The 26,379-nt window shown below is 69.0% G+C and carries 22 protein-coding genes and 1 riboswitch; of the genes, 9 read left to right on the top strand and 13 right to left on the bottom strand.

The window, feature by feature from the left end:
* Positions 1 to 22 precede the first annotated feature (22 nt).
* Together AB4Z46_RS11450 and AB4Z46_RS11445 are read left to right on the top strand one after the other, a co-directional pair.
* Positions 23 to 1,375, top strand: a complete 1,353-nt coding sequence (locus tag AB4Z46_RS11450; RefSeq protein ID WP_442283616.1) for a peptidoglycan DD-metalloendopeptidase family protein — start codon at positions 23 to 25, stop codon at positions 1,373 to 1,375.
* 41 nt (positions 1,376 to 1,416) lie between these two features.
* Positions 1,417 to 2,526 (top strand): anhydro-N-acetylmuramic acid kinase, encoded by a 1,110-nt coding sequence (locus tag AB4Z46_RS11445; RefSeq protein ID WP_442283615.1) that lies wholly within the window; start codon positions 1,417 to 1,419, stop codon positions 2,524 to 2,526.
* Here the strand turns inward: AB4Z46_RS11445 and mdtD are convergent, their stop codons facing one another.
* The 4 genes from mdtD to rplM form a co-directional block, all read right to left on the bottom strand.
* Positions 2,527 to 3,945, bottom strand: a complete 1,419-nt coding sequence (mdtD, locus tag AB4Z46_RS11440) for a multidrug transporter subunit MdtD (protein ID WP_442283614.1) — start codon at positions 3,943 to 3,945, stop codon at positions 2,527 to 2,529.
* An 88-nt stretch (positions 3,946 to 4,033) separates the two neighbouring features.
* Complete coding sequence (gene erpA, locus AB4Z46_RS11435) at positions 4,034 to 4,405, bottom strand: iron-sulfur cluster insertion protein ErpA (protein ID WP_442283613.1); 372 nt, start codon at positions 4,403 to 4,405, stop codon at positions 4,034 to 4,036.
* A 117-nt stretch (positions 4,406 to 4,522) separates the two neighbouring features.
* On the bottom strand, positions 4,523 to 4,915 hold the full coding sequence (rpsI, locus tag AB4Z46_RS11430) for a 30S ribosomal protein S9 (protein ID WP_214681933.1): 393 nt from the start codon (positions 4,913 to 4,915) through the stop codon (positions 4,523 to 4,525).
* A 12-nt stretch (positions 4,916 to 4,927) separates the two neighbouring features.
* Positions 4,928 to 5,359, bottom strand: coding sequence for a 50S ribosomal protein L13 (gene rplM, locus AB4Z46_RS11425; RefSeq protein ID WP_015867439.1), 432 nt, complete (start codon positions 5,357 to 5,359; stop codon positions 4,928 to 4,930).
* Positions 5,360 to 5,552: 193 nt separating this feature from the next.
* Between rplM and AB4Z46_RS11420 the strand changes: the two genes are divergently transcribed.
* The gene (locus AB4Z46_RS11420) at positions 5,553 to 6,512 is read left to right on the top strand and encodes a 23S rRNA (adenine(2030)-N(6))-methyltransferase RlmJ (RefSeq protein WP_442283612.1); all 960 of its coding nucleotides are present in this window, start codon (positions 5,553 to 5,555) and stop codon (positions 6,510 to 6,512) included.
* A gap of 132 nt (positions 6,513 to 6,644) precedes the next feature.
* Here AB4Z46_RS11420 and AB4Z46_RS11415 read toward each other — a convergent pair whose 3' ends face one another.
* Genes AB4Z46_RS11415 through ahcY form a run of 4 tightly spaced genes read right to left on the bottom strand, consistent with a single transcriptional unit; the run spans position 6,645 to position 10,377 of the window.
* The gene (locus AB4Z46_RS11415) at positions 6,645 to 7,310 is read right to left on the bottom strand and encodes a septal ring lytic transglycosylase RlpA family protein (RefSeq protein WP_442283611.1); all 666 of its coding nucleotides are present in this window, start codon (positions 7,308 to 7,310) and stop codon (positions 6,645 to 6,647) included.
* On the bottom strand, positions 7,307 to 8,140 hold the full coding sequence (gene metF, locus AB4Z46_RS11410; RefSeq protein ID WP_442283610.1) for a methylenetetrahydrofolate reductase [NAD(P)H]: 834 nt from the start codon (positions 8,138 to 8,140) through the stop codon (positions 7,307 to 7,309). The genes AB4Z46_RS11415 and metF overlap by 4 nt, the downstream gene beginning before the upstream one ends.
* Entirely contained in the window at positions 8,118 to 8,927 is an 810-nt protein-coding gene (locus AB4Z46_RS11405; protein WP_442283609.1) for a TlyA family RNA methyltransferase, read from the bottom strand. Before AB4Z46_RS11405 ends, metF begins: the two co-directional genes overlap by 23 nt.
* A gap of 10 nt (positions 8,928 to 8,937) precedes the next feature.
* Positions 8,938 to 10,377, bottom strand: coding sequence for an adenosylhomocysteinase (gene ahcY, locus AB4Z46_RS11400; protein WP_442283608.1), 1,440 nt, complete (start codon positions 10,375 to 10,377; stop codon positions 8,938 to 8,940).
* A gap of 63 nt (positions 10,378 to 10,440) precedes the next feature.
* Positions 10,441 to 10,510, bottom strand: a riboswitch (S-adenosyl-L-homocysteine riboswitch).
* Positions 10,511 to 10,612: 102 nt separating this feature from the next.
* Here ahcY and AB4Z46_RS11395 point away from each other — a divergent pair.
* From AB4Z46_RS11395 to AB4Z46_RS11385, 3 genes are all read left to right on the top strand, one after another.
* Complete coding sequence (locus AB4Z46_RS11395) at positions 10,613 to 11,257, top strand: hypothetical protein (RefSeq protein WP_442283607.1); 645 nt, start codon at positions 10,613 to 10,615, stop codon at positions 11,255 to 11,257.
* A gap of 73 nt (positions 11,258 to 11,330) precedes the next feature.
* The gene (locus AB4Z46_RS11390; protein ID WP_442283606.1) at positions 11,331 to 12,959 is read left to right on the top strand and encodes a peptide chain release factor 3; all 1,629 of its coding nucleotides are present in this window, start codon (positions 11,331 to 11,333) and stop codon (positions 12,957 to 12,959) included.
* Between the two features lie 149 nt (positions 12,960 to 13,108).
* A complete protein-coding gene (locus tag AB4Z46_RS11385) occupies positions 13,109 to 13,897 on the top strand; it encodes an HAD-IIB family hydrolase (RefSeq protein ID WP_442283605.1) in 789 nt (262 codons plus the stop codon).
* On the opposite strand, the gene AB4Z46_RS11380 is transcribed toward AB4Z46_RS11385, so the two are convergent.
* The gene (locus AB4Z46_RS11380; RefSeq protein ID WP_442283604.1) at positions 13,884 to 14,735 is read right to left on the bottom strand and encodes a DUF4399 domain-containing protein; all 852 of its coding nucleotides are present in this window, start codon (positions 14,733 to 14,735) and stop codon (positions 13,884 to 13,886) included. The two genes, AB4Z46_RS11385 and AB4Z46_RS11380, sit on opposite strands and share 14 nt — an antisense overlap.
* Positions 14,736 to 14,915: 180 nt before the next feature.
* On the opposite strand from AB4Z46_RS11380, the gene amrB reads away from it, so the two are divergent.
* Both amrB and amrS read left to right on the top strand, forming a co-directional pair.
* Complete coding sequence (gene amrB / locus AB4Z46_RS11375) at positions 14,916 to 15,722, top strand: AmmeMemoRadiSam system protein B (RefSeq protein ID WP_442283603.1); 807 nt, start codon at positions 14,916 to 14,918, stop codon at positions 15,720 to 15,722.
* On the top strand, positions 15,719 to 16,783 hold the full coding sequence (gene amrS / locus AB4Z46_RS11370) for an AmmeMemoRadiSam system radical SAM enzyme (protein WP_442283602.1): 1,065 nt from the start codon (positions 15,719 to 15,721) through the stop codon (positions 16,781 to 16,783). The genes amrB and amrS overlap by 4 nt, the downstream gene beginning before the upstream one ends.
* A gap of 4 nt (positions 16,784 to 16,787) precedes the next feature.
* On the opposite strand, the gene AB4Z46_RS11365 is transcribed toward amrS, so the two are convergent.
* Complete coding sequence (locus AB4Z46_RS11365) at positions 16,788 to 17,006, bottom strand: SlyX family protein (RefSeq protein WP_442283601.1); 219 nt, start codon at positions 17,004 to 17,006, stop codon at positions 16,788 to 16,790.
* Positions 17,007 to 17,061: 55 nt separating this feature from the next.
* Between AB4Z46_RS11365 and AB4Z46_RS11360 the strand changes: the two genes are divergently transcribed.
* The gene (locus tag AB4Z46_RS11360; RefSeq protein ID WP_442283600.1) at positions 17,062 to 17,907 is read left to right on the top strand and encodes a GNAT family N-acetyltransferase; all 846 of its coding nucleotides are present in this window, start codon (positions 17,062 to 17,064) and stop codon (positions 17,905 to 17,907) included.
* 9 nt (positions 17,908 to 17,916) lie between these two features.
* Here the strand turns inward: AB4Z46_RS11360 and AB4Z46_RS11355 are convergent, their stop codons facing one another.
* The 3 genes from AB4Z46_RS11355 to uvrA all read right to left on the bottom strand — a co-directional run bounded on the left by AB4Z46_RS11355 (position 17,917) and on the right by uvrA (position 26,366).
* Positions 17,917 to 18,873: a tripartite tricarboxylate transporter substrate binding protein gene (locus tag AB4Z46_RS11355; protein ID WP_442283599.1), complete on the bottom strand. Its 957-nt coding sequence runs from the start codon at positions 18,871 to 18,873 to the stop codon at positions 17,917 to 17,919.
* A 107-nt stretch (positions 18,874 to 18,980) separates the two neighbouring features.
* Positions 18,981 to 20,027, bottom strand: a complete 1,047-nt coding sequence (locus AB4Z46_RS11350) for a histone deacetylase family protein (RefSeq protein WP_442283598.1) — start codon at positions 20,025 to 20,027, stop codon at positions 18,981 to 18,983.
* Between the two features lie 540 nt (positions 20,028 to 20,567).
* Positions 20,568 to 26,366 (bottom strand): excinuclease ABC subunit UvrA, encoded by a 5,799-nt coding sequence (uvrA, locus tag AB4Z46_RS11345; protein WP_442283597.1) that lies wholly within the window; start codon positions 26,364 to 26,366, stop codon positions 20,568 to 20,570.
* Positions 26,367 to 26,379: the final 13 nt, after the last annotated feature.

Here is a 26,379-nt window from a genome sequence, read left to right as displayed (position 1 = left end):
AACCTGAGCTGGAATTCGAAGTTTGATCAACGGCATTCTTGCCGCCGAGGAGCTGATTGCTTCGCGCGTGGCTCACACATTCCGGACCTACCCCAAGCAGATCACGGCTGCGATCGCCGCGTTGCTGCTGTCCGCCGGCGGCGGTGCCTTCGCCGTCGCCTCCCTCGGCCCCGATGCGGCCGAGCTCCCCGTCAAGCAGGTCTTCGAGGCCGTGGCGCCTGCCACCTCCTTTGCCGACCAGCTCGAGGCGCTGGACGCCCACACCTTCACCCTGTTCCGGACCGAAATCACCCGTTCGAGCGACACCGCCGAGGCGCTGCTGCAGCGCCTGGGTCTGGCCGACCCGGACGCGGCCGCCTTCGTGCGCGGCAATGCCGAGGCACGCGCCGCGCTGCTGAGCCGGCCCGGCCGCACCGTGACCGCCGAGGCAACCCAGGAAAACGCGCTGAAGAAGCTCAGCGCCCGCTGGATTCCCGACGGCGACGGCGGCTTCAAGCGGATGGTGGTCGAAAAGACCCCCACCGGCTTCCGGGCTCGCACCGAAGCCGACGTCCTGGCGCAGGGCTCCCGGCTCGCCAGCGGCATCGTGCGCACCTCCCTGTTCGCAGCCACGGACGACGCCCGCATCCCCGATGCGGTCGCCGGCCAGCTGGCCGACATCTTTTCCGGCGACGTCGACTTCCGCTCGCTGCGCAAGGGCGACCGCTTCGCGGTGGTCTACGAGACCCTCGAGGCCGATGGCCAGACGCTGCGCACCGGGCGCGTGCTGTCGGCCGAGTTCGAGAGCAACGGCAAGCTCTATCAGGCGCTGTGGTTCCAGGAGCCCGGCCAGAAGGGCGGCTACTACCGCCCCAACGGCGACAGCCTGCGCCGCGCCTATCTGAGCTCGCCGGTCGAGTTCTCGCGCGTGACCAGCGGCTTCGCGATGCGCATGCACCCGATCCTGAACAGCTGGCGGCAGCACCACGGCATCGACTTCGCGGCCCCCACCGGCACCCCGGTGCGCGCGGTCGGCGACGGCACGGTCGAGTTCGCCGGCACGCAGAGCGGCTACGGCAACATCGTGATCCTGAAGCACCGCAACAACCAGGAAACCGCCTACGCGCACCTGAGCCGCATCGACGTCAAGGTCGGCCAGAGCGTCAGCCAGAGCCAGGCCGTCGGTGCCGTGGGTTCGACCGGCTGGGCCACCGGCCCGCACCTGCACTTCGAGTTCCGGGTGAACGGCGAGTACCACGACCCGGCCAAGATCGCTCAGCAGGACGGCGGCGTTCCGATCACCGCGGCCTCGCGTCCCGCCTTCGAGCGGCTCGCGATCGCCACCCGCACCGAGCTGTCGGCCGCTTTCTCGGTGGTCCAGGCCAGCGCCGACTGACGGCGCGGCGGCAAGGCCCAAGCTTCCTTCCGACCCGCACCATGGCTGAACTGTTCATCGGCCTGATGTCGGGCACCTCGCTGGACGGCGTCGACGGCGTGCTGGCGGATTTCTCGAACGGCGGCATCGCCGTGCAGGGCTACGCGGCCGCACCTTTCCCGATGGGCTTGCGCGCCGAACTCATGGCGCTCAATACGCCCGGCAGCAACGAACTGCACCGCGCCGCCCTGGCCGGCAACGGGCTGGCCCGGGTCTATGCCCGCGTGGTGCATCAGTTGCTGGAGGATGCCGGGCTGCCGGCGAGCGCCGTCTCCGCCATCGGCGCCCACGGCCAGACGGTCCGGCACCGGCCCGGCGAGTTCGACGAGGTCGGCTACACCCTTCAGATCAACAACGCCTCGCTGATCGCCGAGCTCAGCGGCATCCCGGTGGTGGCCGATTTCCGCAGCCGCGACCTGGCGGCCGGCGGCCAGGGCGCTCCGCTGGTGCCGGGCTTTCACCGGGCCCTGTTCGCCCGCGACGACCAGGCGGTGGCGGTGCTGAACCTCGGCGGCATCGCCAACCTGAGCCTGCTGCCGGCCGGCAGCGGCACCGTGCTGGGTTTCGATTGCGGGCCCGGCAACGCCCTGCTCGACCACTGGTGCCAGACCCACATCGGCCAGCCCTTCGACGCCGGTGGCCAGTGGGCGGCGAGCGGCCGGGTGCTGCCCGACCTGCTGGCACGGCTGCTGTCGGAGCCCTATTTCGCCAAGGCGCCGCCCAAGAGCACCGGCCGCGACCTGTTCCATCCCGACTGGCTGGCCTCGCACCTGAGCACCGCCCAGGCCAGCCCCGCCGACGTCCAGGCGACGCTGGCCGAACTCACGGCCGGCACCTGCGCCTCGCACCTGCAGCGCCACGGCGCCGACAGCCAGACGCTGGTCGTCTGCGGCGGCGGCGCGCTCAACCTGCACCTGCTGGCGCGCCTGCGCGCCCTGTTGCCGGCGGTCGAAGTGGTGTCGTCCGCCGAACGCGGCCTGCCGCCGCAGGAGGTCGAGGCGGCCGCCTTCGCCTGGCTGGCGCGTGCCACGCTGAACGGCGAGGCCGGCAACCTGGCCAGCGTGACCGGCGCGCGCGGACCCCGCGTGCTCGGCGCCATCTACCCCGCCTGATCAGCCCTGCCCCGAGACCTCGGGCTGCGCCGGCTGCACCGCTCGTGCTTCCGGCGGCAGATGCCAGAAGATCAGCGCCGAAGCGAGCGTGATCAGGCCCATGCTCGCAAAAGTAGCCTCGAATGCGTGCAGGGTGTCCAGCGGGGTCGCGTGACCGAACACCTCGGTGTAGCCGCCGAGCACCGCGCTGGCCGCCGCCACGCCCATGCTCATCGCGAGCATCTGCACCATCGACAGCAGCGTGTTGCCGCTGCTGGCCATGCTGCCGTCGAGGTCCTTCAAGGTGATCGTGTTCATGGCGGTGAACTGCAGCGAATTGACCGCGCCGAAGACCAGCAACTGGAGGATCTGCAGCGCCACCGGCTGGCCCGGCGTGGCCAGCCCGAAGCTGGCCATCGTCAGGCCCACCAGCGCCGTGTTGACCACCAGCACGCGGCGGTAGCCATGGCGCAGGATCAGCGGCGTCGCAAAGCGCTTCATCGCCATCCCTGCCAGCGCGATCGGCAGCATCATGAGCCCCGCCTTCAGCGGCGAGTAGTTCATCGACACCTGCAGCAGCAGCGGCACCAGGAAGGGCATGCAGCCGCTGCCCAGGCGCGAGAACAGGTTCCCGAGCAACCCGATGCTCAAGGTCGGAATGCCGAACAGCGCAGGCTCGAACAGCGGGTCGGGCCGCCGCACCGCATGCAGCCAGTAGCCCGTGATGCTGGCAAAACCGAAGATCAGCAGAACGATCACGCCGACGCCGCGCAGGCCGAGGCCGGACACGCCGTCGATCGCCAGCGAGACCGCCACCATCCCGAAGGCGAGCATCGCGTAGCCCACGCCGTCGAAGCGCCTCTGCAGCGCGCCGCGCAGGTCGGGCATGAAATACAGCGTGGCGATGCAGCCGGCCACGCCCACCGGCACATTGATCAGGAAGATCCAGTGCCAGGACGCGTACTGCACCAGCCAGCCCCCGAGCGTAGGCCCCATCAGCGGGCCGATCAGCCCCGGTATGGCGACGAAGCTCATCGCCGCCAGGAACTCGGCCCGCGGCACGGAACGCAGCAGCGCCAGCCGCCCGACCGGCAGCAGCAGCGCCCCGCCCATGCCCTGCACGACACGGGCCGCGACCAGTTGACCGATGCCGCGCGACAGCGCGCACAGCACCGAGCCGATCACGAACAGCACGATGGCCGAGAAGAAGACCCGCCGGGTCCCGAAGCGGTCGGCGATCCAGCCCGAAGCCGGAATCAGCATCGCCATCGTGAGCGCATAGGCGACCACCACCGACTGCATCCGCAGCGGGCTCTCGCCGAGGCTGGCCGCCATCGCCGGCAGCGCGGTGTTGATGATGGTGGCATCCAGCGTCTGCATGAAGAAGCCGACGGCCACCAGCCACAGGAGGCTCTTGCGCGGGGATTCGGAAGGATTCATGCGGGGCGTGGAGCGGGCAGCAAAAAGCCGCCCGGAGGCGGCTTCGGGGCCGGGGCGCGGACGGCAGGAGCCGGCACGCGCCGGGCGATCAGGCCGAGAAGCTCGATCCGCAGCCGCAGGTGCTGGTGGCGTTCGGGTTCTTGATCACGAACTGGGCGCCCTGCAGGTCTTCCTTGTAGTCGATCTCGGCGCCGAGCAGGTACTGGTAGCTCATGGCGTCGATCAGGAGCGACACACCGTTCTTGGTCATGGTGGTGTCGTCTTCGTTGGTGATCTCGTCGAAGGTGAATCCGTACTGGAAACCCGAGCAGCCGCCGCCCTGCACGAACACGCGCAGCTTGAGGTCGGGATTGCCTTCTTCGGCGATCAGGTCGGCGACCTTGGCGGCCGCGCTGTCGGTGAAGACGATCGGCTCGGGCATCATGGCCGGGGTCTGGATGGTTTCTGCAACGGCGCTCATTGTGAGAGGACTCCTGTGGGGCCGAATAGTGCGGCCGATCGACGAATGCTACTTCAACCAACAAAAAACCGCCCGAAGGCGGTTTCTTGACATTGCAAGAGGTAAGCCCAAAACGCCTTAGCGCTTCGAGAACTGCTTGCGGCGGCGTGCGGAATGCAGACCGACCTTCTTACGCTCGACTTCACGCGCATCGCGCGTCACGAAGCCGGCCTGGCTCAGCACCGGCTTGAGCGTCGCGTCGTAGTCGATCAGCGCGCGGGTGATGCCGTGGCGCGCCGCGCCGGCCTGACCCGATTCACCGCCGCCAGCGACGTTGATCATGATGTCGAAAGCTTCGACATTGTTCGTCAGAAACAGCGGCTGCTTGGCGATCATGATGGAGGTTTCCCGGCCGAAATAAGCCTGGATGTCCTTGCCATTGACCGTGATCTTGCCGGTGCCCTTCTTGATGAACACGCGGGCGACGCTGGATTTGCGACGGCCGGTGCCATTGTTCCATTCACCAATCATTCTCAAGGCTCCTTACAGTTCCAGCACTTTGGGCTGTTGGGCGGTGTGCGGGTGCTCTGCACCGCCGTACACCTTGAGTTTCTTGATCATCGCGTAGCCGAGCGGGCCCTTGGGCAGCATGCCCTTGACGGCCTTTTCCAGGGCGCGCCCCGGGTGCTTGGCTTGCATGTCGCGGAAGTTGGTGGCCGTGATGCCGCCCGGGTAGCCCGAGTGACGGTAGTACACCTTGTCGATCGGCTTGGCGCCGGTGACGCGCAGCTGGGCTGCGTTGATGATGACGATGAAGTCACCGGTATCGACGTGAGGCGTGTAAATGGCCTTGTGTTTGCCGCGCAAACGGAGAGCAACTTCGCTGGCTACTCGTCCGAGGACCTTGTCGGTCGCGTCAATCACAAACCACTCGTGCGTCACGTCAGCGGGCTTGGCGCTGAACGTTTTGGTCATGAGTTTCTCTTTGAAAGAGGGTTTGGCGGGCCCTTTTCCACGGTCGGCGTTCCTCTGGCGGGAATCTCTTAGGTGGTGTTTTTCCTTCGCCGCGGGGCCACAAAAGCGCTGCGAAGCCCTCGATTATACGAAGAATCACCCCTCAGACGCAATCGGGCCCCATATCGGGCGGCCAGACCGTTACCATCCAGGGATGTTTAGCTACCGCCACGCCTTCCACGCCGGCAACCACGCCGACGTGCTCAAGCACACGGTGCTGATTGCCACCCTCGACCATCTGCTCGAAAAAGAGGCAGCGCTCACCGTGGTCGACACGCACGCCGGCGCCGGCCTCTACCGCCTCGACGGGGACTACGCCGGCACCAGCGGCGAAGCGGCCGAGGGCATCCTGCGGCTGCTGGCGCCCGCCAAGGCCGCACCGGCACCCGTGCCGGGCGCGTCACCCGCCAGGAAAACGCCGAAAAAGCCCGCCGCCGAAACGCAGGCCCCGCTCGCGGACGCCCTGGCGCGCTACCTCGAGGTGGTCCGCGACTTCAATCCCAACGGCGGCGCGCGCGTCTACCCGGGCTCGCCCTTCATCGTGCATCACCTGCTGCGCGAGCACGACAAGCTCAAGCTGTTCGAACTGCACCCGACCGACGCCCGCACGCTCGACGCCAACATCGCCCAGCTCGAGGCCGGGCGCCAGATCTCGGTACTGCGCGACGACGGCTTCGGCAGCGCCACCAAGTTCCTGCCGCCGCCTTCGCGCCGCGCACTGGTGCTGTGCGACCCGAGCTACGAGATCAAGAGCGACTACGCCCGGGTGCTCGACTTCGTGGCCGAGGCGCTCAAGCGTTTCGCCACCGGCACCTACGCCGTCTGGTACCCGATCATCCCGAGGCCGGAAGCGCACGACCTGCCGCGCCGGCTCAAGACCATGGCCACCAAGGCCGGCAAGTCGTGGCTGCACGCCACGCTGACGGTCAAGTCGAGCAAGATCACGACCGATGCGGCGGGCGCCACGCACCGGCCGGGCCTGCCCGCCAGCGGCATGTTCCTGATCAATCCGCCCTACACGCTGAAGCCGCTGCTGGCGGCCGCCCTGCCCCAGATGGCCGAGCGGCTGGCGCAGGACCGGAACGCCGCTTTTTCGCTCGACAGCGGCGGGTAGCTGGGGCTCGCCCCCAGGTTGCCCGCACTTCGTGTCGGGCGCCCACCCCCTGCCGGGGGCAACACCAGCGGCCCGGCGAAGCCGGTTCCGCGGTGTTTCACGAACGGGCCTGGCTGCGCCGGCCGATGCAATTTAGCGGCGTTTGCGGGGCGGGACTTTTCGCGTCGGCTTGCTGGGCGCCGGATCCTGGGCAGCCTGGAGAGGCACCTCCGCCGGCCCGACCTCGGTGCCGCCGCAGCGGTCGGTCTCCTGGTCCGCGATCGACAGCGCCACCGTCTTGATGCCCATCCCGAGCATGCCGATGGCCTCGGCCGCGGCGCGGCTCAGGTCGATGATGCGGCCCGAGGCGTAGGGCCCGCGATCATTGACGCGCACCAGCACCTCGCGCCCGTTGACCAGGCTGCGCACGCAGACACGCGTGTTGAACGGCAGCGTCTTGTGCGCCGCGGTGAGCGCAGTCATGTCGAAGCGCTCGCCGCTCGCGGTCTTCCGCTGGTGGAACTGGATGCCGTACCAGGAAGCGCCGCCGCGCTCGAAGATCTCGCGCCCGCCCTCGTCGCCCGGAATGCCGTCGTCGGGCCCCAGTTCGCCGCGACCCGACACTGCGAGTTCGTAGCGCACCGACGGCACCGCGGAGCGCGGCGGCGCGCCCGGCGGCAGGGCCGGCTGCTTCGCCAGCGGTCGCAACCGACCCTGGGGCGCGCCGCCTGCCGCATCGCCCTGCGACGCCGGCTGCACCGCGCAGGCCGCGAGCAGCATGGCCGCGAGCAGCGCCGCCAGGCCGCTGCGCAATGTCATGCAGCCCAGCCCAGCCGTTGCAGCACACCGAGCGTGGCCACCGACTGGTTCATCGTGTAGAAATGCAGCGCGGGCACGCCGCCTGCGCACAGGCGTTCGCACAAGGCCGCGACGACGTCGAGGCCGAAGGCCTTGATCGATGCCGTGTCGTCGCCGAAGCTCTGCAGCCGCAAGCGGATCCAGCGCGGAATCTCGGCGCCGCAGGCGTCCGAGAAGCGCATCAGCTGCGTCGAGCTCGTGATCGGCATGATGCCGGGCACGATCGGCGTCGAAAGCCCCAGCGCACGCGCCTCGTCGACGAAGCGCCAATAGGCCTCGGCGCTGAAGAAATACTGGGTGATCGCCGAGTCGGCGCCCGCGCGCACCTTGGCCGCGAAGGCCTGCAGGTCGGCCTCGGGCGAGCGCGCCTGCGGGTGCACTTCGGGATAGCAGGCCACCTCGATGTGGAAATCGCGGCCGGTCTCTTCGCGGATGAAGGCCACGAGATCGCTCGCGTAGTGGAATTCGCCACCCAGGCCGTAGCCGCTGGGCAGGTCGCCGCGCAACGCGACCAGGCGCTTGACACCCATCGCCTTGAGCTCGGCCAGCTGCTCGCGCACGGTCGCCTTGGTGGCCCCGATGCAGGAGAAATGGCAGGCTGCATCCACGCCCTCGGACAGGATCTCGCGCACCGCGCCGAAGGTGCCTTCGTGCGTGGAGCCGCCGGCGCCGTAGGTCACGGAACAGAACTCGGGCTCCTGCGCGTAGAGCTGCTGGCGCACGGCACGCAGCTTGACCGCGCCCTCGGGCGTCTTGGTCGGAAAGAATTCAAAGCTCAGCGGAAGGCGCACGGCCGGCTCCTGGTTGGCCGTCCGCATGAACAGCATGGATGAAGAACTCGTGGTTGCCGTCGCCGCCCTCGATCGGGCTGTCGAGCCAACGCACGACGCGCAGGCCGAGGGCCGCGCAGGTATCGCGCAAGCGCTGCTCGACCACGGCGTACAGCGCGGGCTCGCGCACGATGCCGCCCTTGCCGACCTGGCCCGGCTGCAGTTCGAACTGCGGCTTGACGAGCATCAGCATGTCGCCATCGGGCGCCAGCAGCGGCACCAGCGCGGGCAGCACCAGCGTGAGTGAAATGAACGAGAGGTCGCCGACGATCAGGCCGAAATCCTGATCGACGACTTCATCGTCGGCGGACTCGGAGGCCCAGGCATCCGCCGTCAGCGTACGGGCGTTGACGCCCTCGACCGCGGTCACGCGCGCATCGTCGCGCACGCGCGCATGCAGCTGGCCGTGTCCGACGTCGACGCCCACCACATGCTCGGCGCCTTGCTGCAACAGACAGTCGGTGAAGCCGCCGGTCGACTGGCCCACATCGAGGCAACGCCGGCCGCGCGGGTCGATGCCGGTGGCGGCCAGCGCGCCTTCCAGCTTGAGGCCGCCGCGCGAGACGTAGCGGGCCTCGGCGGCGTCGAGCAGTTCGAGCTCGGCCGCTTCGGGGATTTCGTCGCGGTTCTTTCCGACGACGCGCCAGTCGGCGCCGTCACGCCAGCGCAAGCCGCCGGCGATCAGGCGGACGGCCTGCGAGCGCGAAGCGGCGAGGCCGCGTTCGACGAGCAACTGATCGGCACGCAAGGCCTGGGACTCAGTAGCGGTAGGTGTCGGGCTTGTACGGGCCGTTCTTGTCGACGCCGATGTACGCCGCCTGGGCATCCGTGAGCTCGGTCAGCATGGCGCCGACCTTCTTCAGGTGCAGGCGAGCGACCTTCTCGTCGAGGTGCTTGGGCAGCACGTAGACCTTGCCGGCCTGGTAGGCGTCGGGCTTGGTGAACAGCTCGATCTGGGCGATGGTCTGGTTCGCGAACGACGACGACATCACGAAGCTGGGGTGGCCCGTGCCGCAGCCCAGGTTCACCAGGCGGCCCTTGGCCAGCAGGATGATCTTCTTGCCGTCCGGGAAGGTGATGTGGTCGACCTGCGGCTTGATCTCTTCCCACTCGTACTTCTCGATCGAGGCGACGTCGATCTCGTTGTCAAAATGGCCGATGTTGCAGACGATGGCCTGGTCCTTCATCTTCGCCATCGTGTCGTGCGTGATGACGTCCTTGTTGCCGGTGGTCGTCACGAAGATGTCGGCCTTGTCGGCGGCGTACTCCATCGTCACGACCTTGTAGCCTTCCATCGCGGCCTGCAGGGCGTTGATCGGGTCGATCTCGGTCACCCACACCTGGGCGCTCAGGGCGCGCAGGGCCTGGGCCGAGCCCTTGCCGACGTCGCCGTAGCCGGCCACGCAGGCCACCTTGCCGGCGATCATCACGTCGGTGGCGCGCTTGATGCCGTCGACCAGCGATTCGCGGCAGCCGTAGAGGTTGTCGAACTTGCTCTTGGTCACCGAGTCGTTGACGTTGATGGCGCGGAACAGCAGCGTGCCCTTGGCCGACATCTCGTTCAGGCGGTGCACGCCGGTGGTGGTCTCCTCGGTCACGCCGATGATCTCGGCCGACTTGCGGGTGTACCAGGTCGCATCGACCGCCAGCTTGGCCTTGATCGCCGCGTACAGGATGCGCTCTTCCTCGCTGGTCGGGTTGGCCAGCACGCTCTGGTCCTTCTCGGCACGCTGGCCGAGGTGCATCAGCAGCGTGGCATCGCCGCCGTCGTCGAGGATCATGTTCGGGCCTTCGCCGGCCGAGCCCTTGGGGCCGAATTCGAAGATGCGGTGGGTGTAGTCCCAGTAGTCTTCCAGCGACTCGCCCTTGATCGCGAACACCGGCGTGCCGGCGGCGGCAATGGCGGCGGCGGCGTGGTCCTGGGTCGAGAAGATGTTGCACGAGGCCCAGCGCACGGTCGCGCCGAGGGCCTGCAGCGTCTCGATCAGCACGGCGGTCTGGATCGTCATGTGCAGCGAGCCGGTGATGCGCGCGCCCTTGAGCGCCTGGCCCTTGGCGAACTCTTCGCGGATCGCCATCAGGCCGGGCATCTCGGTTTCGGCGATGCGGATTTCCTTGCGGCCCCAGGCGGCAAGGGAGAGATCGGCGATCGCCTGGTCGACGGTGGAAACGGGGGACGGTTTGAGAACTGCGCTCATGTTGGCTCCAAAGCAAGCTTGAAAGATGCCACTGCGTTCGGGGAATGGACTCACCGCGAGAACAGCGGGTGAGCGTGGTTGCGATGATGGTCCGAGCCTCACGCCTGTCGGCGCTGCAACGCTCCTCGGAACGGCGTATTTTAGCGTGTGACGCAGGCAAGCCCGCAAGCAGCGCCTTTCGGTTCGGCCTAGACTGCCAATCCCACCCCCAAAACGCCCCGTCCGGCCGCTCCTCATGTCCAAAGCAAAGATCCTTGCCACTTCGTTCGCGATGGCCGCGTCGACCACGCTGTCTTTGCCCGCCCCGGCGCAGGCCCCGGCGGCGGAGCCTACGGTGCGCGTGCGCGGCGCCATCGCGCACGTCGACGCGAACTCGCTCACGATCAAGGACCGCAGCGGCGAGATCGTCACCCTGGTGCGACCCGCCGACATGCGCGTGCTCGAAGTGCTCCCGCTCGACATGGCCGCCATCAAGCCCAACAGCTTCGTCGGCGCGGGTTCGCTGCCGCAGCCCGACGGCACCCAGCGGGCGGTCGAGGTGCTCGTGTTTCCGGAAGCCATGCGCGGCACCGGCGAAGGCTTCCGCCCCTGGGACTACATGCCCAACGGAACGATGACCAACGCGACCGTCTCCGCGCTCGCGGCGGCGCCGGCGACGGTTCCAGGCGGCAAGAAGCTGGTGCTCAGGTACAAGGACGGCGAAAAGACCGTCATCGTCCCGCGCGGCACCCCGATCGTCACCTTCAAGCCAGCCCAGGACGACCAGGCGGCGCTGGTGGTCCAAGGCGCGAAGGTCACGGTGACCGCCCAGGTGAAGGACGGCAGGCCGACCGCATCGAGCATGCTGGTGGGCCGCAAAGGCTTCACACCCCCGATGTGAATGCCTGAACGGTAAAATCGTGGGTTTTGCCTTCAGCAGCCCGCGCCCGTGAGCGCGCACCGCGTTCACCCCCATGACCTTCGCCTCCGAAACCAAGCGCCGCCGCACCTTCGCGATCATCTCCCACCCCGACGCCGGCAAGACCACGCTGACCGAGAAGCTGCTGCTGTTCTCGGGCGCGATCCAGATCGCCGGCTCGGTGAAGGCGCGCAAGGCCTCGCGCCACGCGACCTCCGACTGGATGGAGATCGAGAAGCAGCGCGGCATTTCGGTCGCCTCGTCGGTGATGCAGATGAGCTACCGCGACCACGTCATCAACCTGCTCGACACGCCGGGCCACAAGGACTTCTCCGAGGACACCTACCGCGTGCTGACCGCGGTCGACTCGGCCCTGATGGTGATCGATGCCGCCAACGGCGTGGAAGCGCAGACCCGGCGCCTGATCGAGGTCTGCCGCCAGCGCGACACGCCGATCATCACCTTCGTCAACAAGATGGACCGCGAGGTGCGCGAGCCGCTCGAACTGCTCGACGAGATCGAGCGCGAACTCGGCATGCCCTGCGTGCCGATGACCTGGCCGGTGGGCCAGGGCAAGAGCTTCGGCGGCATCATCAACCTGCGCACCCAGGCGATGACGGTGTTCGAGTCGGGCCAGGAAAAGCTGCCGCAGGATTTCGAAACGATCCCGCTGACCGACCGCGAGGCGCTGCACAAGCGCTTCGGCCGCGAGTTCGACCACGCGACGGAAAGCATGGAGCTGGCCACCGGTGCCTCGCCCAGCTGGGACCGCGAGGCCTTCCTGGCCGGCAAGCAGACGCCGGTGTTTTTCGGCTCCGGGGTCAACAACTTCGGCGTGATGGAGGTGCTCGACGCGCTGGTCGACCTGGCGCCGCAGCCGCAGCCGCGCGTCAGCACCACGATGGTCAACCGGCAGCCGGTGGTCAAGGAGATCCGGCCCGAGCACAAGGACTTCGCCGGCGTGGTGTTCAAGGTGCAGGCCAACATGGACGCCAACCACCGCGACCGCATCGCCTTCGTCCGCATGGCCTCGGGGCGCTACACGCCGGGCATGAAGCTCAAGGTGCAGCGCACCGCGAAGGAGCTGCGTCCGACCAGCGTCGTGACCTTCATGAGCCAGCGGCGCGAGGCGGTCGAGGAAGCCTATGCGGGCGACATCGTCGGCTTCACGACGCACGGCGGCGTGCAGCTCGGCGACACCATCACCGACGGCGCCTCGCTGCAGTTCACCGGACTGCCCTTCTTCGCGCCCGAGCTGTTCATGACCGTGATCCTCAAGAACCCGCTGCGCACCAAGCAGCTGCAGCAGGGCCTGGCCCAGCTCGGCGAAGAGGGCGCGATCCAGGTGTTCCGCCCCGAGGTCGGCGGTCCGATGCTGCTGGGCGCGGTCGGGCAGCTGCAGTTCGAAGTGGTGCAGCACCGCCTGAAGACCGAATACGACGCCGACGTCCGGCTCGAGGGTTGCCAGTACACCGGCGCGCGCTGGATCACGGCCGATACGCCGGCCGAGCTGCGCGCCTTCGTCGATGCCTATCCGGCGCGGATGGCGCTCGACGCGGCCAACACGCTGGCCTACCTGTGCACCTCGCCCTACGACGTGCGGCTGGCGCAGGAACGCTTTCCGAAGATCCACTTCCATCCGCTGCGCGAGCACGCGGGGCTGGCGCTGCAAACCGCGTCCTGAAATGAAACACCCCCGAAGCGCCTGCGGCGCCTCCCCCTCAAGGGGGCGATACCGGCGGCCCGGCAAAGCCGGTTCCGCGGTATCCCTGGTATCGGGTTGCGCCGGTTTCATGTGTCGCGGGTCACGCGACAGCGTGGTGGGCCACTAGGATGACTCCTCTGAGCGAGTGGCCGCTGGCGGCGCGGCGTGCGCTGGTCGGCGTCTTCACCGACATCGACGACACGCTGACGACCGAAGGCGCGATCAGCCCCGACGCGCTGGCGGGGCTGGCCGACCTGCGGGCGGCCGGCCTGCACCGCGTCGCCATCACGGGCCGCCCCGTGGGCTGGAGCGAGCCCTTTGCCGGCGTCTGGCCAGTGGACGCCATCGTGGCCGAGAACGGCGCTGTCGCGCTGCTGCCCGCGCCCCATGGCGGCATCGAGAAGCGCTACCAGCAGGACGCGCCCACGCGCGCGCGCAACTTCGCACGCATGCAGGCCGTGCTGGCCCGCATCGAACGCGAGATCCCCGGCGCGCAGCGCGCCACCGACTCGCCGGGCCGCGAATGCGACATCGCGATCGACCACAGCGAGTTCACGCAGCTGGACGACGCGCAGATCGCCGCGGTGGTCGCACTGATGCGCAGCGAAGGCATGCACGCGACGGTCAGCAGCATCCACGTCAACGGCTGGTACGGCGCGCACAACAAGCTCGAAGGCGCCCGCTGGATCGTGCGCGAGCTCTGGGGCCGCCGGCTCGACGACGAGATGCAGCGCTGGGCCTACGTCGGCGATTCGACCAACGATGCGTTGATGTTCGAGCACTTCGCGCACAGCATCGGCGTGGCGAACGTCCGCCGGTTCGAGGCCGCCCTTTCGCATCTGCCGCGCTACGTCACCGAGGGCGAGCGTGGCGCCGGTTTCGCCGAGGTGGCGGCCGCGGTGCTCAGGGCACGGTGAAGGCGACCGGCCTGGCGCGTGCGACCACGTTCCCGGCCGCGGTGTTGCTCATGAGTTCGAGCCGGGCGCTGTAGCTGCCCTTGGGCGGGTTGAGCCACAACTCGGTCTGCCCGCCGTCGAGGTCGATGATCTCGGCCTTCTGGCCCGGGCGCTCCAGCACCAGCCGGAAGTGGCCGGTGTCCGGCACCTTGGGGGCCGCATTCGACACGTTCAGGCCGCTCGCATGGAACTGCACGCGCAGCGGCAGCTGCACCGTGCTGCGATCGGCGGGGCTCAGCAATTCGATGCGCGGCTCGCCGAGCAGGCTGGCCGGCGTGACGCCCTTGTTCTGCTTGCTGACCGTGAACCTGAGCGGCTTGCTGTAGACGAAATACGGAATGTGCCCCTGGTCCGCCAACACCAGCCGCATCGTGTAGGTGCCCGGCGGCAGGTCGACCACGGTCTCCATCTGGCCCTTGCCGAAGTGGATGTAGTGCTCGGTGAAAGGCAGCGGCTTGGTGAAGTCGAGCGGCAGCGGCTGATTGATCAGCAGGTGGTGGTGGCCAGCCGAGCCCGCGGTCTTGCCGGCCGGGACGATGCCGCGCATCGAAAGGCCGAAGCGCGCGACGAAGGGCGCCTCCACGGTGGCGCCATCCTTCAGGTTGGTGAAGTAGGCCTCGGGCGACCAGTTGGGCGGCGGCACCACCCAGGGGTGGACCACCAGATCGGCACTGTCGGCCGCCGATGGCGGCGCGGGAGCCTGAGGCGACTGAGCCCAAGCCGATCCCGCCAGCAGCAGCAGCCAGGCCGCCGCTGCCACCATTCCCGCCCGCGTACCGTGACGATTTCGACCGCTCATGCCTGCTCCTCCAGTGGTTGCCGAATTGTGTATCAGGAAGTTTTGAGTTGTGAGAGCTTCTTGCTGACATAGCGTGACAAAAGGCCGCCAGTGGGGAGGCGGCAGCATCCGCACGCGCCCTGGAAAGGTGTTGATTTTCGGTCTCGGAGGGTTCAGATTCAGCGTCAGGAGTCCTGCTCGATGCCTGCCGTACGCCGCGCCGTTGTCGACGGCCTGTTCTACCCCGCCGCGCCCGAGGCGCTGCGCGGGCAGGTCGCGGGCTACCTGGCCGGCGTCGGCGCCGACGACGATGCGGCACGCTTGCCAGCGAAGCTGCTGATCACCCCCCATGCCGGCTACGAGTACTGCGGCGCGGTGGCGGCGCATGCCTATGCCCTGCTCGAGCGGCAGCGCGAGCCGGCCATCCGCCGTGTGGTGCTGCTCGGCCCCGCGCATCACGTCTGGGTGCGCGGCCTGGCGGTCCCCGAGGCGGACGCCTTCGAGACGCCGCTGGGCGAGGTCACGCTCGATGTGGCCGCACTCGCCAGCCTCGGCGACCTGCCCCAGATGGTGCGCAGCGAACGGGCGCACGAGCGCGAGCATTCGCTCGAGGTCCAGCTGCCGTTCCTGCAGACGCTGCTCGGCAGTTTCACCCTGGTGCCGCTGGTCGTCAGCGACGCCGGCGCCGAGGCGGTGGCGCAGGTGCTCGAGCGGCTCTGGGGCGGCGCGGAGACGCTGATCGTGATCAGCTCCGACCTGTCGCACTACCTTCCGTACGCGCAGGCGCAAGCCGTCGACCATGCCACCGCGCAGCGCATCCTGGCGCTCGATGCCGGCCTCGCGCCGCACGAGGCCTGCGGGTCGGCGGCGATCAACGGTGCGCTGCTGGCCGCGCGCGGCCACGGCCTCGCACCCCGCCTGCTCGACCTGCGCAACTCCGGCGACACCGCGGGCGATCGCAACCGCGTCGTCGGCTACGGCGCATTCGCGTTCGAGGGGCTGACATGACGCCTGGACGCTGGTGGCACCGGCTCGACGACGGACGCATCCAGTGCGACCTGTGTCCGCGCGACTGCCGGCTGCACGAAGGCCAACGCGGCATGTGCTTCGTGCGCCAGCGCGTCGGCGATGCCATGGTGCTCGCGACCTACGGCCGCAGCTCGGGCTTCTGCATCGACCCGATCGAGAAGAAACCGCTCAACCACTTCTATCCCGGCAGCAGCGTGTTGAGCTTCGGCACCGCGGGCTGCAACCTCGCGTGCAAGTTCTGCCAGAACTGGGACATCTCGAAGAGCCGCGAGATGGACCGCCTGCAGGACGCGGCCTCACCCGGGCGAATCGCCGAGGCGGCCCGCGCGAGCGGTGCTGCGAGTGTGGCGTTCACCTACAACGACCCCGTGATCTTCGCCGAGTACGCGATGGACACCGCCGACGCCTGCCACGCGCTCGGCCTGCACAGCGTCGCGGTGACGGCGGGCTACATGCACGCCGCGCCCAGGCGCGAGTTCTACGCCAGGATGGACGCGGCCAACGTCGACCTCAAGGCCTTCACCGAGCAGTTCTACTTCCAGCAGACCGGCGCCCACCTGGCGCCGGTGCTCGACACGCTGCAGTACCTGAGGCACGAGACCGACTGCTGGTTCGAGATCACGACCCTGCTGATCCCGCAGCACAACGACAGCGACACCGAGATCGACGCCATGACACGCTGGATCGCCGACCGGCTCGGGCCCGATGTGCCGCTGCACTTCACGGCCTTCCATCCGGACTACAAGATGACCGACGTGGTGCCGACGCCGCCCGCCACGCTGACGCAGGCCCGCGCGATCGCGCTCGGCAACGGCCTGCACCACGTCTACACCGGCAACGTACACGACGTCGAAGGCGGCACGACCTTCTGTCCGGGTTGCCACCAGGCGCTGGTGCGGCGCGACTGGTATGCCGTGCTGGCCTGCGAGCTCGATGCGCACGGCACCTGCCCGCATTGCGGCACGCCGATCGCGGGTCGCTTCGGGTCGTTCGGCGGCGGCTTCGGCCGGCGACGGATTCCGGTGCGGCTGGCCGCCTAGCCCGTCAATAGTGAGGCGGCAGCTCGTCGCGCAGGCTGCGCGCGGCGCCGCTGCCCGGATCGGGGCTTTGCTGCCTCAGTTGCGTGACCTGCAGCACCAGGCTGTCGATCTGCTGCTGTTGGCGGTAGATCGTCAGGTTCAGCTGGTCCAGCAGGTCTTCGGTGTAGCTCGCCTTGATCTCGAGCTCGGTCAGGCGGCGGTCCGCATCGTGCGAGGTTTCCATGGTCGCTATTGGACAGGAAGTCGCACCGGGCGCACGCCCGTTCAAAATGTCGCGCATGGACCCGACGATTCGCACACTCGCCCGCGAAGAGATGCCGCTCGTGATCGACATGGCCGCGCGCGAAGGCTGGAACCCCGGCCTGCACGATGCGGTCTGCTTCCACGCCGCGGACCCCGGCGGATTCCTGGTCGCCGAGCATCGCGGCGAGGTGGTGGGTTGCATCAGCGCGGTCTCCTACGCCGGGTGCTTCGGCTTCATCGGCCTCTACATCGTGGCGCCGGCATGGCGCGGCAAGGGCTTCGGCATCCGCCTCTGGCGCGGAGGCATGGCTCGGCTGGCCGGCCAGGTGGTGGGGCTCGACGGCGTGCCGGCCCAGCAGGACAACTACCGGCGCAGCGGTTTTGCGCTGGCATGGAACAACGCCCGGTTCGAAGGTGTCGCCCGCAGCGGCGGCGAGACGCCACCGCCGCAGATCGTTCCCCTGGCCACCGTCGACTTCGCCGCACTGTGCGCCGACGACCGCCGCGTTTTCCCGGCGCCGCGCGAGGCCTTCCTGCGCGCCTGGATCGGCATGCCCGATGCGACCGGCCTGGCCTGGGTCGACCAGGGCCGGCTGGCGGGCTGGGGGCTGATCCGGCGCTGCCGCAACGGCCACAAGATTGCGCCGCTGGTGGCGGACGATCCGCAAGTGGCGCGCGCACTGCTGGCGGCACTGCGCGCCGCCGTGCCGGCCGGCGACGCGGTTTACCTCGACGTCCCGCTGCCGAATGCCGAGGCGGTCGCGATGGCGCGGGCAGAAGGCATGCGCAGCGTGTTCGAGACCGCGCGCATGTACGCCGGCACCGCGCCGGCCTGCGAACTGGAGCGCCTGTACGGGCTCACCAGCTTCGAACTCGGCTAGCCTGTCCCGTCACTGCGGCTTGGCCAGCCCCAGCTTCTCGATCAACGCCTTCTCCCGCGCGAAGGTCGTCTGCGCGAACTTCGCATAGTCGGCGGAACTCATGTAGATCGGCAGCATGTCGTAGCGCCCCAGGGCCGCCACATAGCTCGGCTCCTCCATCGCCTGCTTGAACGCGTCGTGCAGCTTCTTCACGACCTCCGGCGGCGTGCCCCTGGGCGCTCCGATGCCGAAGGGCGAGTTCTGCACGATGTCCATCCCGAGCTCCTTGAGCGTCGGCGCATCCGGGAACTTGGCGAGCCGCTTGTCGCCCCAGGTGTTGAGCACCCGCAGCTTGCCCGACTCCACCAGGGGCGCGAAGCCGGTCGAATCGGCGATCGCCATCAGGTGGTTGCCGAGCACCGCCTGCGCCAGATCGGCGCTGCCCTTGTACGGCACGTGCTGCAGCTGGATGCCGAGCTGCTGCGCCATCAGCTCGGTCGTCAGGTGCGGGCTGGTCAGGTTGCCGGTCGAGCCGTAGGTGAGCTTGCCCGGGTTGGCCTTGGCATAGGCGACGAAGTCGTTCCAGGTCTTGAAGGGGCTGTCGGCCGGCACCGCGATGCCGAAGGCGTAGCCGGTGACGTTGATCACGTAGCTGATGTCCTTGACCGGGTCCCAGTTGATCTTGGTGGTGTAGGGCAGGCGAAACACGCCGAGCGGAATCTGGCCGATGGTGTAGCCGTCGGGCTGCGCGGTCTGCAGCGCCTGCGCGGGCAGCGTGCCGCCGGCGCCCGGCTTGTTGTCCACCACGATCGGCTGGCCCAGGATCTTCGATGCGTTGTCGGCCAGTTGCCGCATCGTGATGTCCGTCGGGCCGCCGGCGGGGAAGGCAATGATCAGCTTGATCGGCCGGGTGGGGAAAGTCTGCGCATGCGCAGCCGTCACGGCCGCGCCGAGCAGGGCGGCGCACAACAAGGAACGACGAATCATGGGGCGGCCTCCGGGGCAGGATGAATGGCCGCATTGGGCCGCAGGGACATCGGCGGAACAAGCGGGTATCTCCCCGGTCGCAGTCGCCGCCGCGCCGGCGCCCCGGCTCAGCCCGCCCGCTGCATGAAGCCGTCGAGCACGTTGACCGCGTTCACGCCCACCTCCGCCACCGCGTAGCCGCCCTCGAAGACGAACACGGTCGGCAGGCCGGCGCGTGCGATGTCCTCGCCGACCTTCAGGTAGTCGGGCGTGGCAAGGGTGAAGCCGGCGATCGGGTCGCCCTCGAAGGTGTCGAGCCCGAGCGAGACCACCAGCGCGCCCGGCTTGAAGTCCGCGATACCGCGCAGCGCGGTCGCCAGCGCTTCTCGCCAGGCCGTGAAGCCGCTGCCGCGCGCCAGCGGCAGGTTGTGGTTGAAGCCCAGTCCCTCGCCCGCGCCGCGCTCGTCGGCGTAGCCCAGGTAGTAGGGGTACTCGGTGTGCGGATCGCCGTGCAGGCTGGTGAACCGGACGTCGGCGCGCTCGTAGAAGATGGCCTGCGTGCCGTTGCCGTGGTGGTAGTCGATGTCGAGCACCGCGACGCGGTCGACACCGGCGTCGCGCAGCGCCTGGGCCGCGATCGCAGCGTTGTTGAGGAAGCAATAGCCGCCGAAGAAGTCCGCGCCTGCGTGATGGCCCGGCGGCCGCGTGAGCGCGAAAGCCGCCCGCTCGCCCCGCAGCACGCGTGCCGCGGCGGTCAATGCACAGCAGGCACCCGCGCGTGCCGCCGTCCAGGTGCCCGCGGTCAGCGGCGTGCCTGCGTCGTACGAGAACAGGCCCATGCGCGCGGGAAAGCTCGCGGGCAGCACGTCGGAGCGAAACGTGCGGATCGGCCAGTACGAGGGCAGCGCGTCGCGGCCGGCATTGGCCGGATCCATCGCCACCCACTCGTCCCAGGCCTTCGACAGGAAGTCGAGGTAGCGCGGCGCATGGACGCGCGCAATCGCAGCATCGTCGAAAGCGTCGGGCCTTTCGATCGCACCGAGTTTGCGCCGTTCGAGCTCCTGCAGCACGAAGTCGGCGCGTGCCGGCACCTCGAAGCACGGCACCAGTTCGCCGCGGAACATCTCGACCTTGCCGTGGTGCAGCGGGTGGCGGTCGTTGTAGATCGTGAGCATGGCGCTAGGGTAATGCGGAAAGAGCGTGAGGGCGGCGGCGGGCGGCATGCCCCGGGCCGGCCGACGTCACCGGCCGCTTCGCGGCTGCCCTGCTGCTGCTCACGGTACGCGGGGTCTCGCTCAAACTCGCTCCGCTGCGCTCCACTCAAACAGTCGCGAGCCCTGATCCGCGTACCGCTGCGCTGCTCGGCGGTGCCTCAACGGCCGGCCCGGGGCATACCACCCACCACCGCTGACACGCCGGGGTTGAACTGTTCGCCTCCAACGCATCACCTGCGCGCAGGCTCTCGACGTTCGAGGCGCTCGCGCCCGTCGCGCACCCCGGAGCCCGGCATGCGGTGCGGCGCGGGCGATCCCCTCTGCGCCGCTGAGCAGCGCAGCCTTTCGCGGATCAGGGCTCGCGACTGTTTGAGCGAAGCGAGTTTGAGCGAGACCCCGCGAAAGGCGAGCAGCGCAAGGCAGCCCGAAGGGCCGGTGCAGTGGGGTCGCACGGGACGCACCGCGTGCCGGGCGGACCTCCAAACGATCAGGCCGGGGCCATCAGGCTTCGCGCCGCTTCGGCGTCGGCTCCGTCTCTCGCACCGGCAACATCACCACCTCATGCCGCTCCCGCGAGCGCGCCAGCACCGGCGCCAGCGCCACGCCGGTGTGGGTGCCCAGCTTCACGACCTCCTCGGGCGGCGCCGCCGCCACCACCCGGCCGCCGGCATTGCCGCCTTCGGGCCCGAGGTCGATCAGCCAGTCGGCTTCGGCGATGACGTCGAGATCGTGCTCGATCACGACCACGCTGTGGCCGCCGTTGACCAGCCGGTGCAGCACGTGGATCAGCTTCTCGACGTCGGCCATGTGCAGGCCGACCGTCGGCTCGTCGAGCACGTAGAGCGTGTGGGGCGCCTTGTTGCCGCGCCGCGTGACGTCGTCGCGCACCTTGCTGAGCTCGGTCACGAGCTTGATGCGCTGCGCCTCGCCGCCCGACAGCGTCGGCGACGGCTGGCCCAGCGTCAGGTAGCCGAGCCCGACATCCTTCAGCAGCTGCAGCGGATGGCTGATGTTCGGCATCGAGGCAAAGAAATCGACCGCCTCGTCGACCTCCATCTGCAGCACGTCGCCGATGCTCTTGCCGCGCCAGCTGACGGCCAGTGTCTCGGGGTTGAAGCGCGCGCCGTGGCACACCTCGCACGCCACCTTGACGTCGGGCAGGAAACTCATCTCGATGGTGCGCACGCCCGCGCCGTCGCAGCCCGGGCAGCGGCCCTCGCCGGTGTTGAAGCTGAAGCGTGCAGGCCCATAGCCGCGCGCCTTGGCTTCCAGCGTGTCGGCGAACAGCTTGCGGATCGTGTCCCAGAAACCGATGTAGGTCGCCGGGCAGCTGCGCGGCGTCTTGCCGATCGGGGTCTGGTCGACCTCGAGCACGCGGTCGATGGTCTCGTAGCCCTCGACCGCGCTGCAGCCCACCCATTTCGGACGCTTGCCCGCGGCATCGGCATCGCGGCCGGCCTTGGTCATGCGCTGCACCACCACCGCGTACACGTTGGCCAGCAGCACGTCGCGCGCCAGGGTCGACTTGCCCGAGCCGCTGACGCCGGTGACGGCCACCAGCCGATGCAGCGGCAACGAGACCGTGACGTCCTTCAGGTTGTGCAGGTCGGCGCCGCGCACGCTGAGCCAGTCGGGCGCGCCGGGTTCCGGGGATGGCACGATGCGTCGTGCCTGCAGCGGATGCTTGATCGCGTCGCGCAGGTAGCGGCCGGTCTGCGAGTCGCCCGCGCCCTCGATGTCTGCGACGCTGCCTTCGGCCACCAGCCGACCGCCGCGCTTGCCCGCGCTGGGACCGATGTCGATGATGTGGTCGGCACGCCGGATCGTGTCCTCGTCGTGCTCGACCACCACCAGCGTGTTGCCCTTGTCGCCGAGCTTGTGCAGCGCGTCGAGCAGGATCTGATTGTCGCGCGCATGCAGGCCGATGGTCGGCTCGTCGAGCACGTAGCAGACGCCCTGGAGATTGCTGCCCAGCTGCGCGGCGAGCCGGATGCGCTGCGCCTCGCCGCCGGAGAGCGTGGGCGCGCCGCGGTCGAGCGTGAGGTAGCCCAGGCCGACCTCCTCGAGGAATTCGAGCCGGCTCTTGATCTCGGGCACCAGGTCGCGTGCGATCTCGGCCTGTCGGCCGCTGAGCGCGATGTTCTCGAACCAGATGCGGATGTCGGTCACGCTCATGCGCGCCAGCTCGGTGATGCCGATGCCGCCACCTTCGCCGAACAGCACGGCGCGCGCGGTCGCATTCAGCCGCGTGCCCTCGCAGGTCGGGCAGGCCACGTCGCCCACGTCTTCGGCCTCGGGCTCGGCGAAGGTCTGCTCGCGCCCCTTCTGGTCGTCGGCCATCACCGAGTCGTCGTAGACCTTGCGCTGCTCCTTGGTCAGCTTGACGCCGGTGCCCACGCAATCGGGGCACCAGCCGTGCTTGCTGTTGTAGGAGAACAGGCGCGGGTCGAGTTCTGCATAGCTGGTGCTGCAGACCGGGCAGGCGCGCAGGGTCGAGAAGACCTGGGTGCGACCGATGCCCGCGGTCGGGGCGCCGGCCATCATCGCGCCGCGCAGGCCGGTGAGTTCGCTCAGCACGTGCAGCACGCCCTTGCCATGCTCCAGCGCCCGGGTCAGGGCCTGGCGCAGCTCGGTCTCCCGCGCCGGCAGCACATCGAGGCTGGCCACCGGCAGCTCGATGCTGTGCTCCTTGAAGCGGTCGATGCGCGGAAAGCCCGTGGTCGGCAGGAACTCGCCATCGACCCGCAGGTGCGTGTAGCCGCGCGGCCGCGCCCAGTCGGCCAGCTCGGTGTAGACGCCCTTGCGGTTGCTCACCAGCGGCGCCAGCAGGCCGATGTGCTGGCCCTTGAAGTTCTTCAGCAGTTGCGCCGCGATGCTGTCGGGCGTCTGCGGCTGCACCGCCGCACCGTCGTGGATGCAGTGCTGGATGCCGAGCTTGACGTACAGCAGGCGCAGGAAGTGCCAGACCTCGGTGGTGGTGCCGACGGTGCTCTTGCGGCCGCCGCGCGACAGCCGCTGCTCGATCGCGACCGTGGGCGGAATGCCGTAGACCGCATCCACCTCCGGCCGGCCCGCGGGCTGCACGATGCTGCGCGCATAGGCGTTGAGCGATTCGAGATAGCGCCGCTGCCCTTCGTTGAACAGGATGTCGAAGGCCAGCGTCGACTTGCCGGATCCGCTGACGCCGGTGACCACGCTGAACTTGCCGCGCGGAATGTCGACCGAGAGGTTCTTGAGGTTGTGCTCGCGCGCGTTGACGATCTGGATGGCGTCGCGCCCGGGGGCCGGCAGCGCGCGTGCCGCATACGAGCGCGCGGCGCGTTCCGCCACCTTGTAGGCGCCCGGTCCGACCGCGAGTTCGTAGTCGGCCAGCGCCGCGCCGGTCAGCGAGGCGGGGTTCTCGCGCACCTGTTCGGGCGTGCCGACCGCGACCACCTGGCCACCGCCCTCGCCGCCTTCGGGCCCGAGGTCGATGATCCAGTCGCTGGCGCGGATGACGTCGAGGTTGTGCTCGATCACGACCAGCGAATGGCCGGCGTCGAGCAGCTTGCGCAGCGCCCGCATCAGGCGCGCGATGTCGTCGAAGTGCAGCCCGGTGGTGGGCTCGTCGAACAGGAACAGCGTGCCCTTGCGCGCCAGCGGCTGCTTGCTGGCGCTGCCGCTCTTCGCCGCTTCGGCCAGGAAGCCCGCGAGCTTCAGGCGCTGCGCCTCGCCGCCGCTCAGCGTGGGCACGGGCTGGCCCAGCTTCACGTAGTCGAGGCCGACGTCGACGATCGGCTGCAGCACGCGCAGCACCTCGCGGTCGGCCCCGAAGGCGGCGGCCGCCTCGGCCACGGTGAGGTCGAGCACGTCGGCCACATTGAGATTGCGGTCCGCGCGCTCGATCGTCACCTCGAGGATCTCGGGCCGGTAGCGCTTGCCGTCGCAGTCCGGGCAGCGCAGGTAGACGTCCGACAGGAACTGCATCTCGACATGCTCGAAGCCCGAACCGCCGCAGGTCGGACAGCGGCCGTCGCCGCTGTTGAAGCTGAACTTGGACGCCGTGTAGCCGCGCTGCCGCGACAGCGCCGCCGTGGCGAAGATCTCGCGGATCGCATCCCAGGCGCCGACGTAGCTCGCGGGGTTGGAGCGCGCCGTCTTGCCGATCGGCGACTGATCGACGAAGACCACGTCGCTCAGGTGATCGGCGCCGAGCATGCGGTCGTGCGCCCCCGCCGTTTCGGTGGCCTTGCCGAAGTGGCGCATCAGCGCCGGCGCCAGCACGTCCTGCACCAGGGTCGACTTGCCCGAGCCGCTGACGCCGGTGATGCAGACCAGCCGCGAGAGCGGCAGTTCCACGGTGATGTCCTGCAGGTTGTGCTCGCGCACGCCTTCGAGGATCAGGCGCGGGGTGTTGTCGCTAACCATCCGCCGGAAGCCCATGCCGATCTGCTTGCGTCCGCCCAGGTACTGGCCGGTGAGCGTTTCGGCATCGCGCAGCGCGTCGGTGCTGCCGTCGAAGACGATCTGGCCGCCGCGCACGCCGGGGCCGGGGCCCATGTCGATCACGCGGTCGGCGGCCAGCATCACGGCCGGGTCGTGCTCCACCACCACCAGCGTGTTGCCGGCGTCGCGCAGCCGCAGCATCGCCTCGGTGATGCGGTTCATGTCACGCGGATGCAAGCCGATGCTGGGCTCGTCGAGCACGAACAGCGTGTTGACCAGCGAGGTGCCGAGCGCCGTCGTGAGGTTGATGCGCTGCACCTCGCCGCCGCTCAGCGTGCGGCTCTGGCGATCCAGCGTCAGGTAGCCGATGCCGACGTCGTGCAGGTAGCGCAGCCGGGTGGTGATCTCCTCGAACAGCAGCTTGAGCGCCTGCACGTCGCCTTCGCTCGCCGTGGCGCTGTTGCCGTGGCTTTCGATGCCGTCGAAAAGGCGGCGCAGCCGCTCGATCGGCAGCAGCATCAGGTCGTGCAGGCTGAGGCCCGGCAAGGCCTCGAGCTGCAGGCGTGTCCACTTCACGCCGACCGGCATGAAGCGCTTCGCAGGGGCGAGCACCGCATCGGCGTCTTCCTTGCTGCCGATACGCCACAGCAGGCTCTCGAGCTTGAGCCGCGCGCCTGCGCAGACCGGACACGGCGTGTAGCTGCGGTACTTCGACAGCAGCACGCGGATGTGCATCTTGTAGGCCTTGCTCTCGAGGTAGGCGAAGAAGCGACGCACGCCATACCACTGCTGGTTCCACTTGCCCTTCCAGTTGGGCGACCCTTCGATGACCCAGTTCTGCTGCTCGGGCGTGAGCTTGTTCCACGGCGTGTCGCGCGGGATGCCGGCCGCCTCGGCGTGGCGCATGAGGTCGTCCTGGGCCTCTTTCCAGGCCGGCGTCTGGATGGTCTTGATCGCGCCGGCGCGCAAGGTGAGCTTGTCGTTCGGGATCACGAGACCGAGGTCGACCCCGATCACGCGGCCGAAACCGCGGCAGGTCTCGCAGGCGCCGACCGCCGAGTTGAACGAGAACATCGAGGGGATCGGATCGGTGTAGCGGATGTCGCTCTCGGGGCAGTGAAGGCCGGTGGAGAACTTCCACACCTCGGGCTCGACGCCCTCCTCCGCCGCCACCGCATACACGGTCAGCCGCCCGCTGCCGCGCTTGAGCGCGACCTCGATCGCCTCGACCACGCGGGCCCGCTCGGCCCCGGCGATGCGAAAGCGGTCGGCCACCACGTCGAGCACCTTGCGCGGGCCGGTCGGCGTGGCCACCTCGCGCTCGGACTGCACGCGCGTGAATCCGCTGGCGGACAGCCACTGCGTCACCTCCTCGGCTGAAGTGCCGGCCGGCAGCTCGACCGGGAAGGTCAGCACCACCCGCGGATCGCCGGCCGCGGCGGCCCGCGCCACCAGTTCGGCGTAGATCGAATCGGGCGAATCGTGCCGCACCGGCAGGGCCGTCTCGCGGTCGAACAGCTGGGCGGCACGCGCGAACAGCAGCTTCAGGTGGTCGTTGAGCTCGGTCATCGTGCCGACGGTCGAGCGCGAGGAGCGCACCGGATTGGTCTGGTCGATCGCGATGGCGGGCGGCACGCCCTCCACCTTGTCGACCGCCGGCTTGTCCATGCGATCGAGGAACTGGCGCGCATAGGCCGAGAAGGTCTCGACGTAGCGGCGCTGGCCCTCGGCGTAGAGCGTGTCGAACACCAGGCTCGACTTGCCCGAGCCGCTCGGGCCGGTGACCACCGTCATCTCGCCGGTGCGGATGTCGAGGTCGAGGTTCTGGAGGTTGTGCTGGCGTGCACCGCGAATCCGGATGGAGCCCTGTGTCATGAATGCCTTGGGG

The sequence above is a fragment of the Variovorax sp. M-6 genome (genome assembly GCF_052114385.1).
Lineage (GTDB): Bacteria > Pseudomonadota > Gammaproteobacteria > Burkholderiales > Burkholderiaceae_C > Variovorax.
The sequence above is the reverse complement of the archived record's forward strand: the minus strand, read 5'-3'. Positions and strand labels throughout refer to the sequence as shown.

What these genes read in the sequence shown, in the direction of transcription:
- AB4Z46_RS11445 (WP_442283615.1), top strand. Translation starts at nt 1,417, where the DNA reads ATGGCTGAACTGTTCATCGGCCTGATGTCGGGCACCTCGCTGGACGGC.
- mdtD (WP_442283614.1), bottom strand. Translation starts at nt 3,945, where the DNA reads ATGAATCCTTCCGAATCCCCGCGCAAGAGCCTCCTGTGGCTGGTGGCC.
- erpA (WP_442283613.1), bottom strand. Translation starts at nt 4,405, where the DNA reads ATGAGCGCCGTTGCAGAAACCATCCAGACCCCGGCCATGATGCCCGAG.
- rpsI (WP_214681933.1), bottom strand. Translation starts at nt 4,915, where the DNA reads ATGATTGGTGAATGGAACAATGGCACCGGCCGTCGCAAATCCAGCGTC.
- rplM (WP_015867439.1), bottom strand. Translation starts at nt 5,359, where the DNA reads ATGACCAAAACGTTCAGCGCCAAGCCCGCTGACGTGACGCACGAGTGG.
- AB4Z46_RS11420 (WP_442283612.1), top strand. Translation starts at nt 5,553, where the DNA reads ATGTTTAGCTACCGCCACGCCTTCCACGCCGGCAACCACGCCGACGTG.
- AB4Z46_RS11415 (WP_442283611.1), bottom strand. Translation starts at nt 7,310, where the DNA reads ATGACATTGCGCAGCGGCCTGGCGGCGCTGCTCGCGGCCATGCTGCTC.
- ahcY (WP_442283608.1), bottom strand. Translation starts at nt 10,377, where the DNA reads ATGAGCGCAGTTCTCAAACCGTCCCCCGTTTCCACCGTCGACCAGGCG.
- AB4Z46_RS11395 (WP_442283607.1), top strand. Translation starts at nt 10,613, where the DNA reads ATGTCCAAAGCAAAGATCCTTGCCACTTCGTTCGCGATGGCCGCGTCG.
- AB4Z46_RS11390 (WP_442283606.1), top strand. Translation starts at nt 11,331, where the DNA reads ATGACCTTCGCCTCCGAAACCAAGCGCCGCCGCACCTTCGCGATCATC.
- AB4Z46_RS11385 (WP_442283605.1), top strand. Translation starts at nt 13,109, where the DNA reads ATGACTCCTCTGAGCGAGTGGCCGCTGGCGGCGCGGCGTGCGCTGGTC.
- AB4Z46_RS11380 (WP_442283604.1), bottom strand. Translation starts at nt 14,735, where the DNA reads ATGAGCGGTCGAAATCGTCACGGTACGCGGGCGGGAATGGTGGCAGCG.
- amrB (WP_442283603.1), top strand. Translation starts at nt 14,916, where the DNA reads ATGCCTGCCGTACGCCGCGCCGTTGTCGACGGCCTGTTCTACCCCGCC.
- amrS (WP_442283602.1), top strand. Translation starts at nt 15,719, where the DNA reads ATGACGCCTGGACGCTGGTGGCACCGGCTCGACGACGGACGCATCCAG.
- AB4Z46_RS11365 (WP_442283601.1), bottom strand. Translation starts at nt 17,006, where the DNA reads ATGGAAACCTCGCACGATGCGGACCGCCGCCTGACCGAGCTCGAGATC.
- AB4Z46_RS11360 (WP_442283600.1), top strand. Translation starts at nt 17,062, where the DNA reads ATGGACCCGACGATTCGCACACTCGCCCGCGAAGAGATGCCGCTCGTG.
- AB4Z46_RS11355 (WP_442283599.1), bottom strand. Translation starts at nt 18,873, where the DNA reads ATGATTCGTCGTTCCTTGTTGTGCGCCGCCCTGCTCGGCGCGGCCGTG.
- AB4Z46_RS11350 (WP_442283598.1), bottom strand. Translation starts at nt 20,027, where the DNA reads ATGCTCACGATCTACAACGACCGCCACCCGCTGCACCACGGCAAGGTC.
- uvrA (WP_442283597.1), bottom strand. Translation starts at nt 26,366, where the DNA reads ATGACACAGGGCTCCATCCGGATTCGCGGTGCACGCCAGCACAACCTC.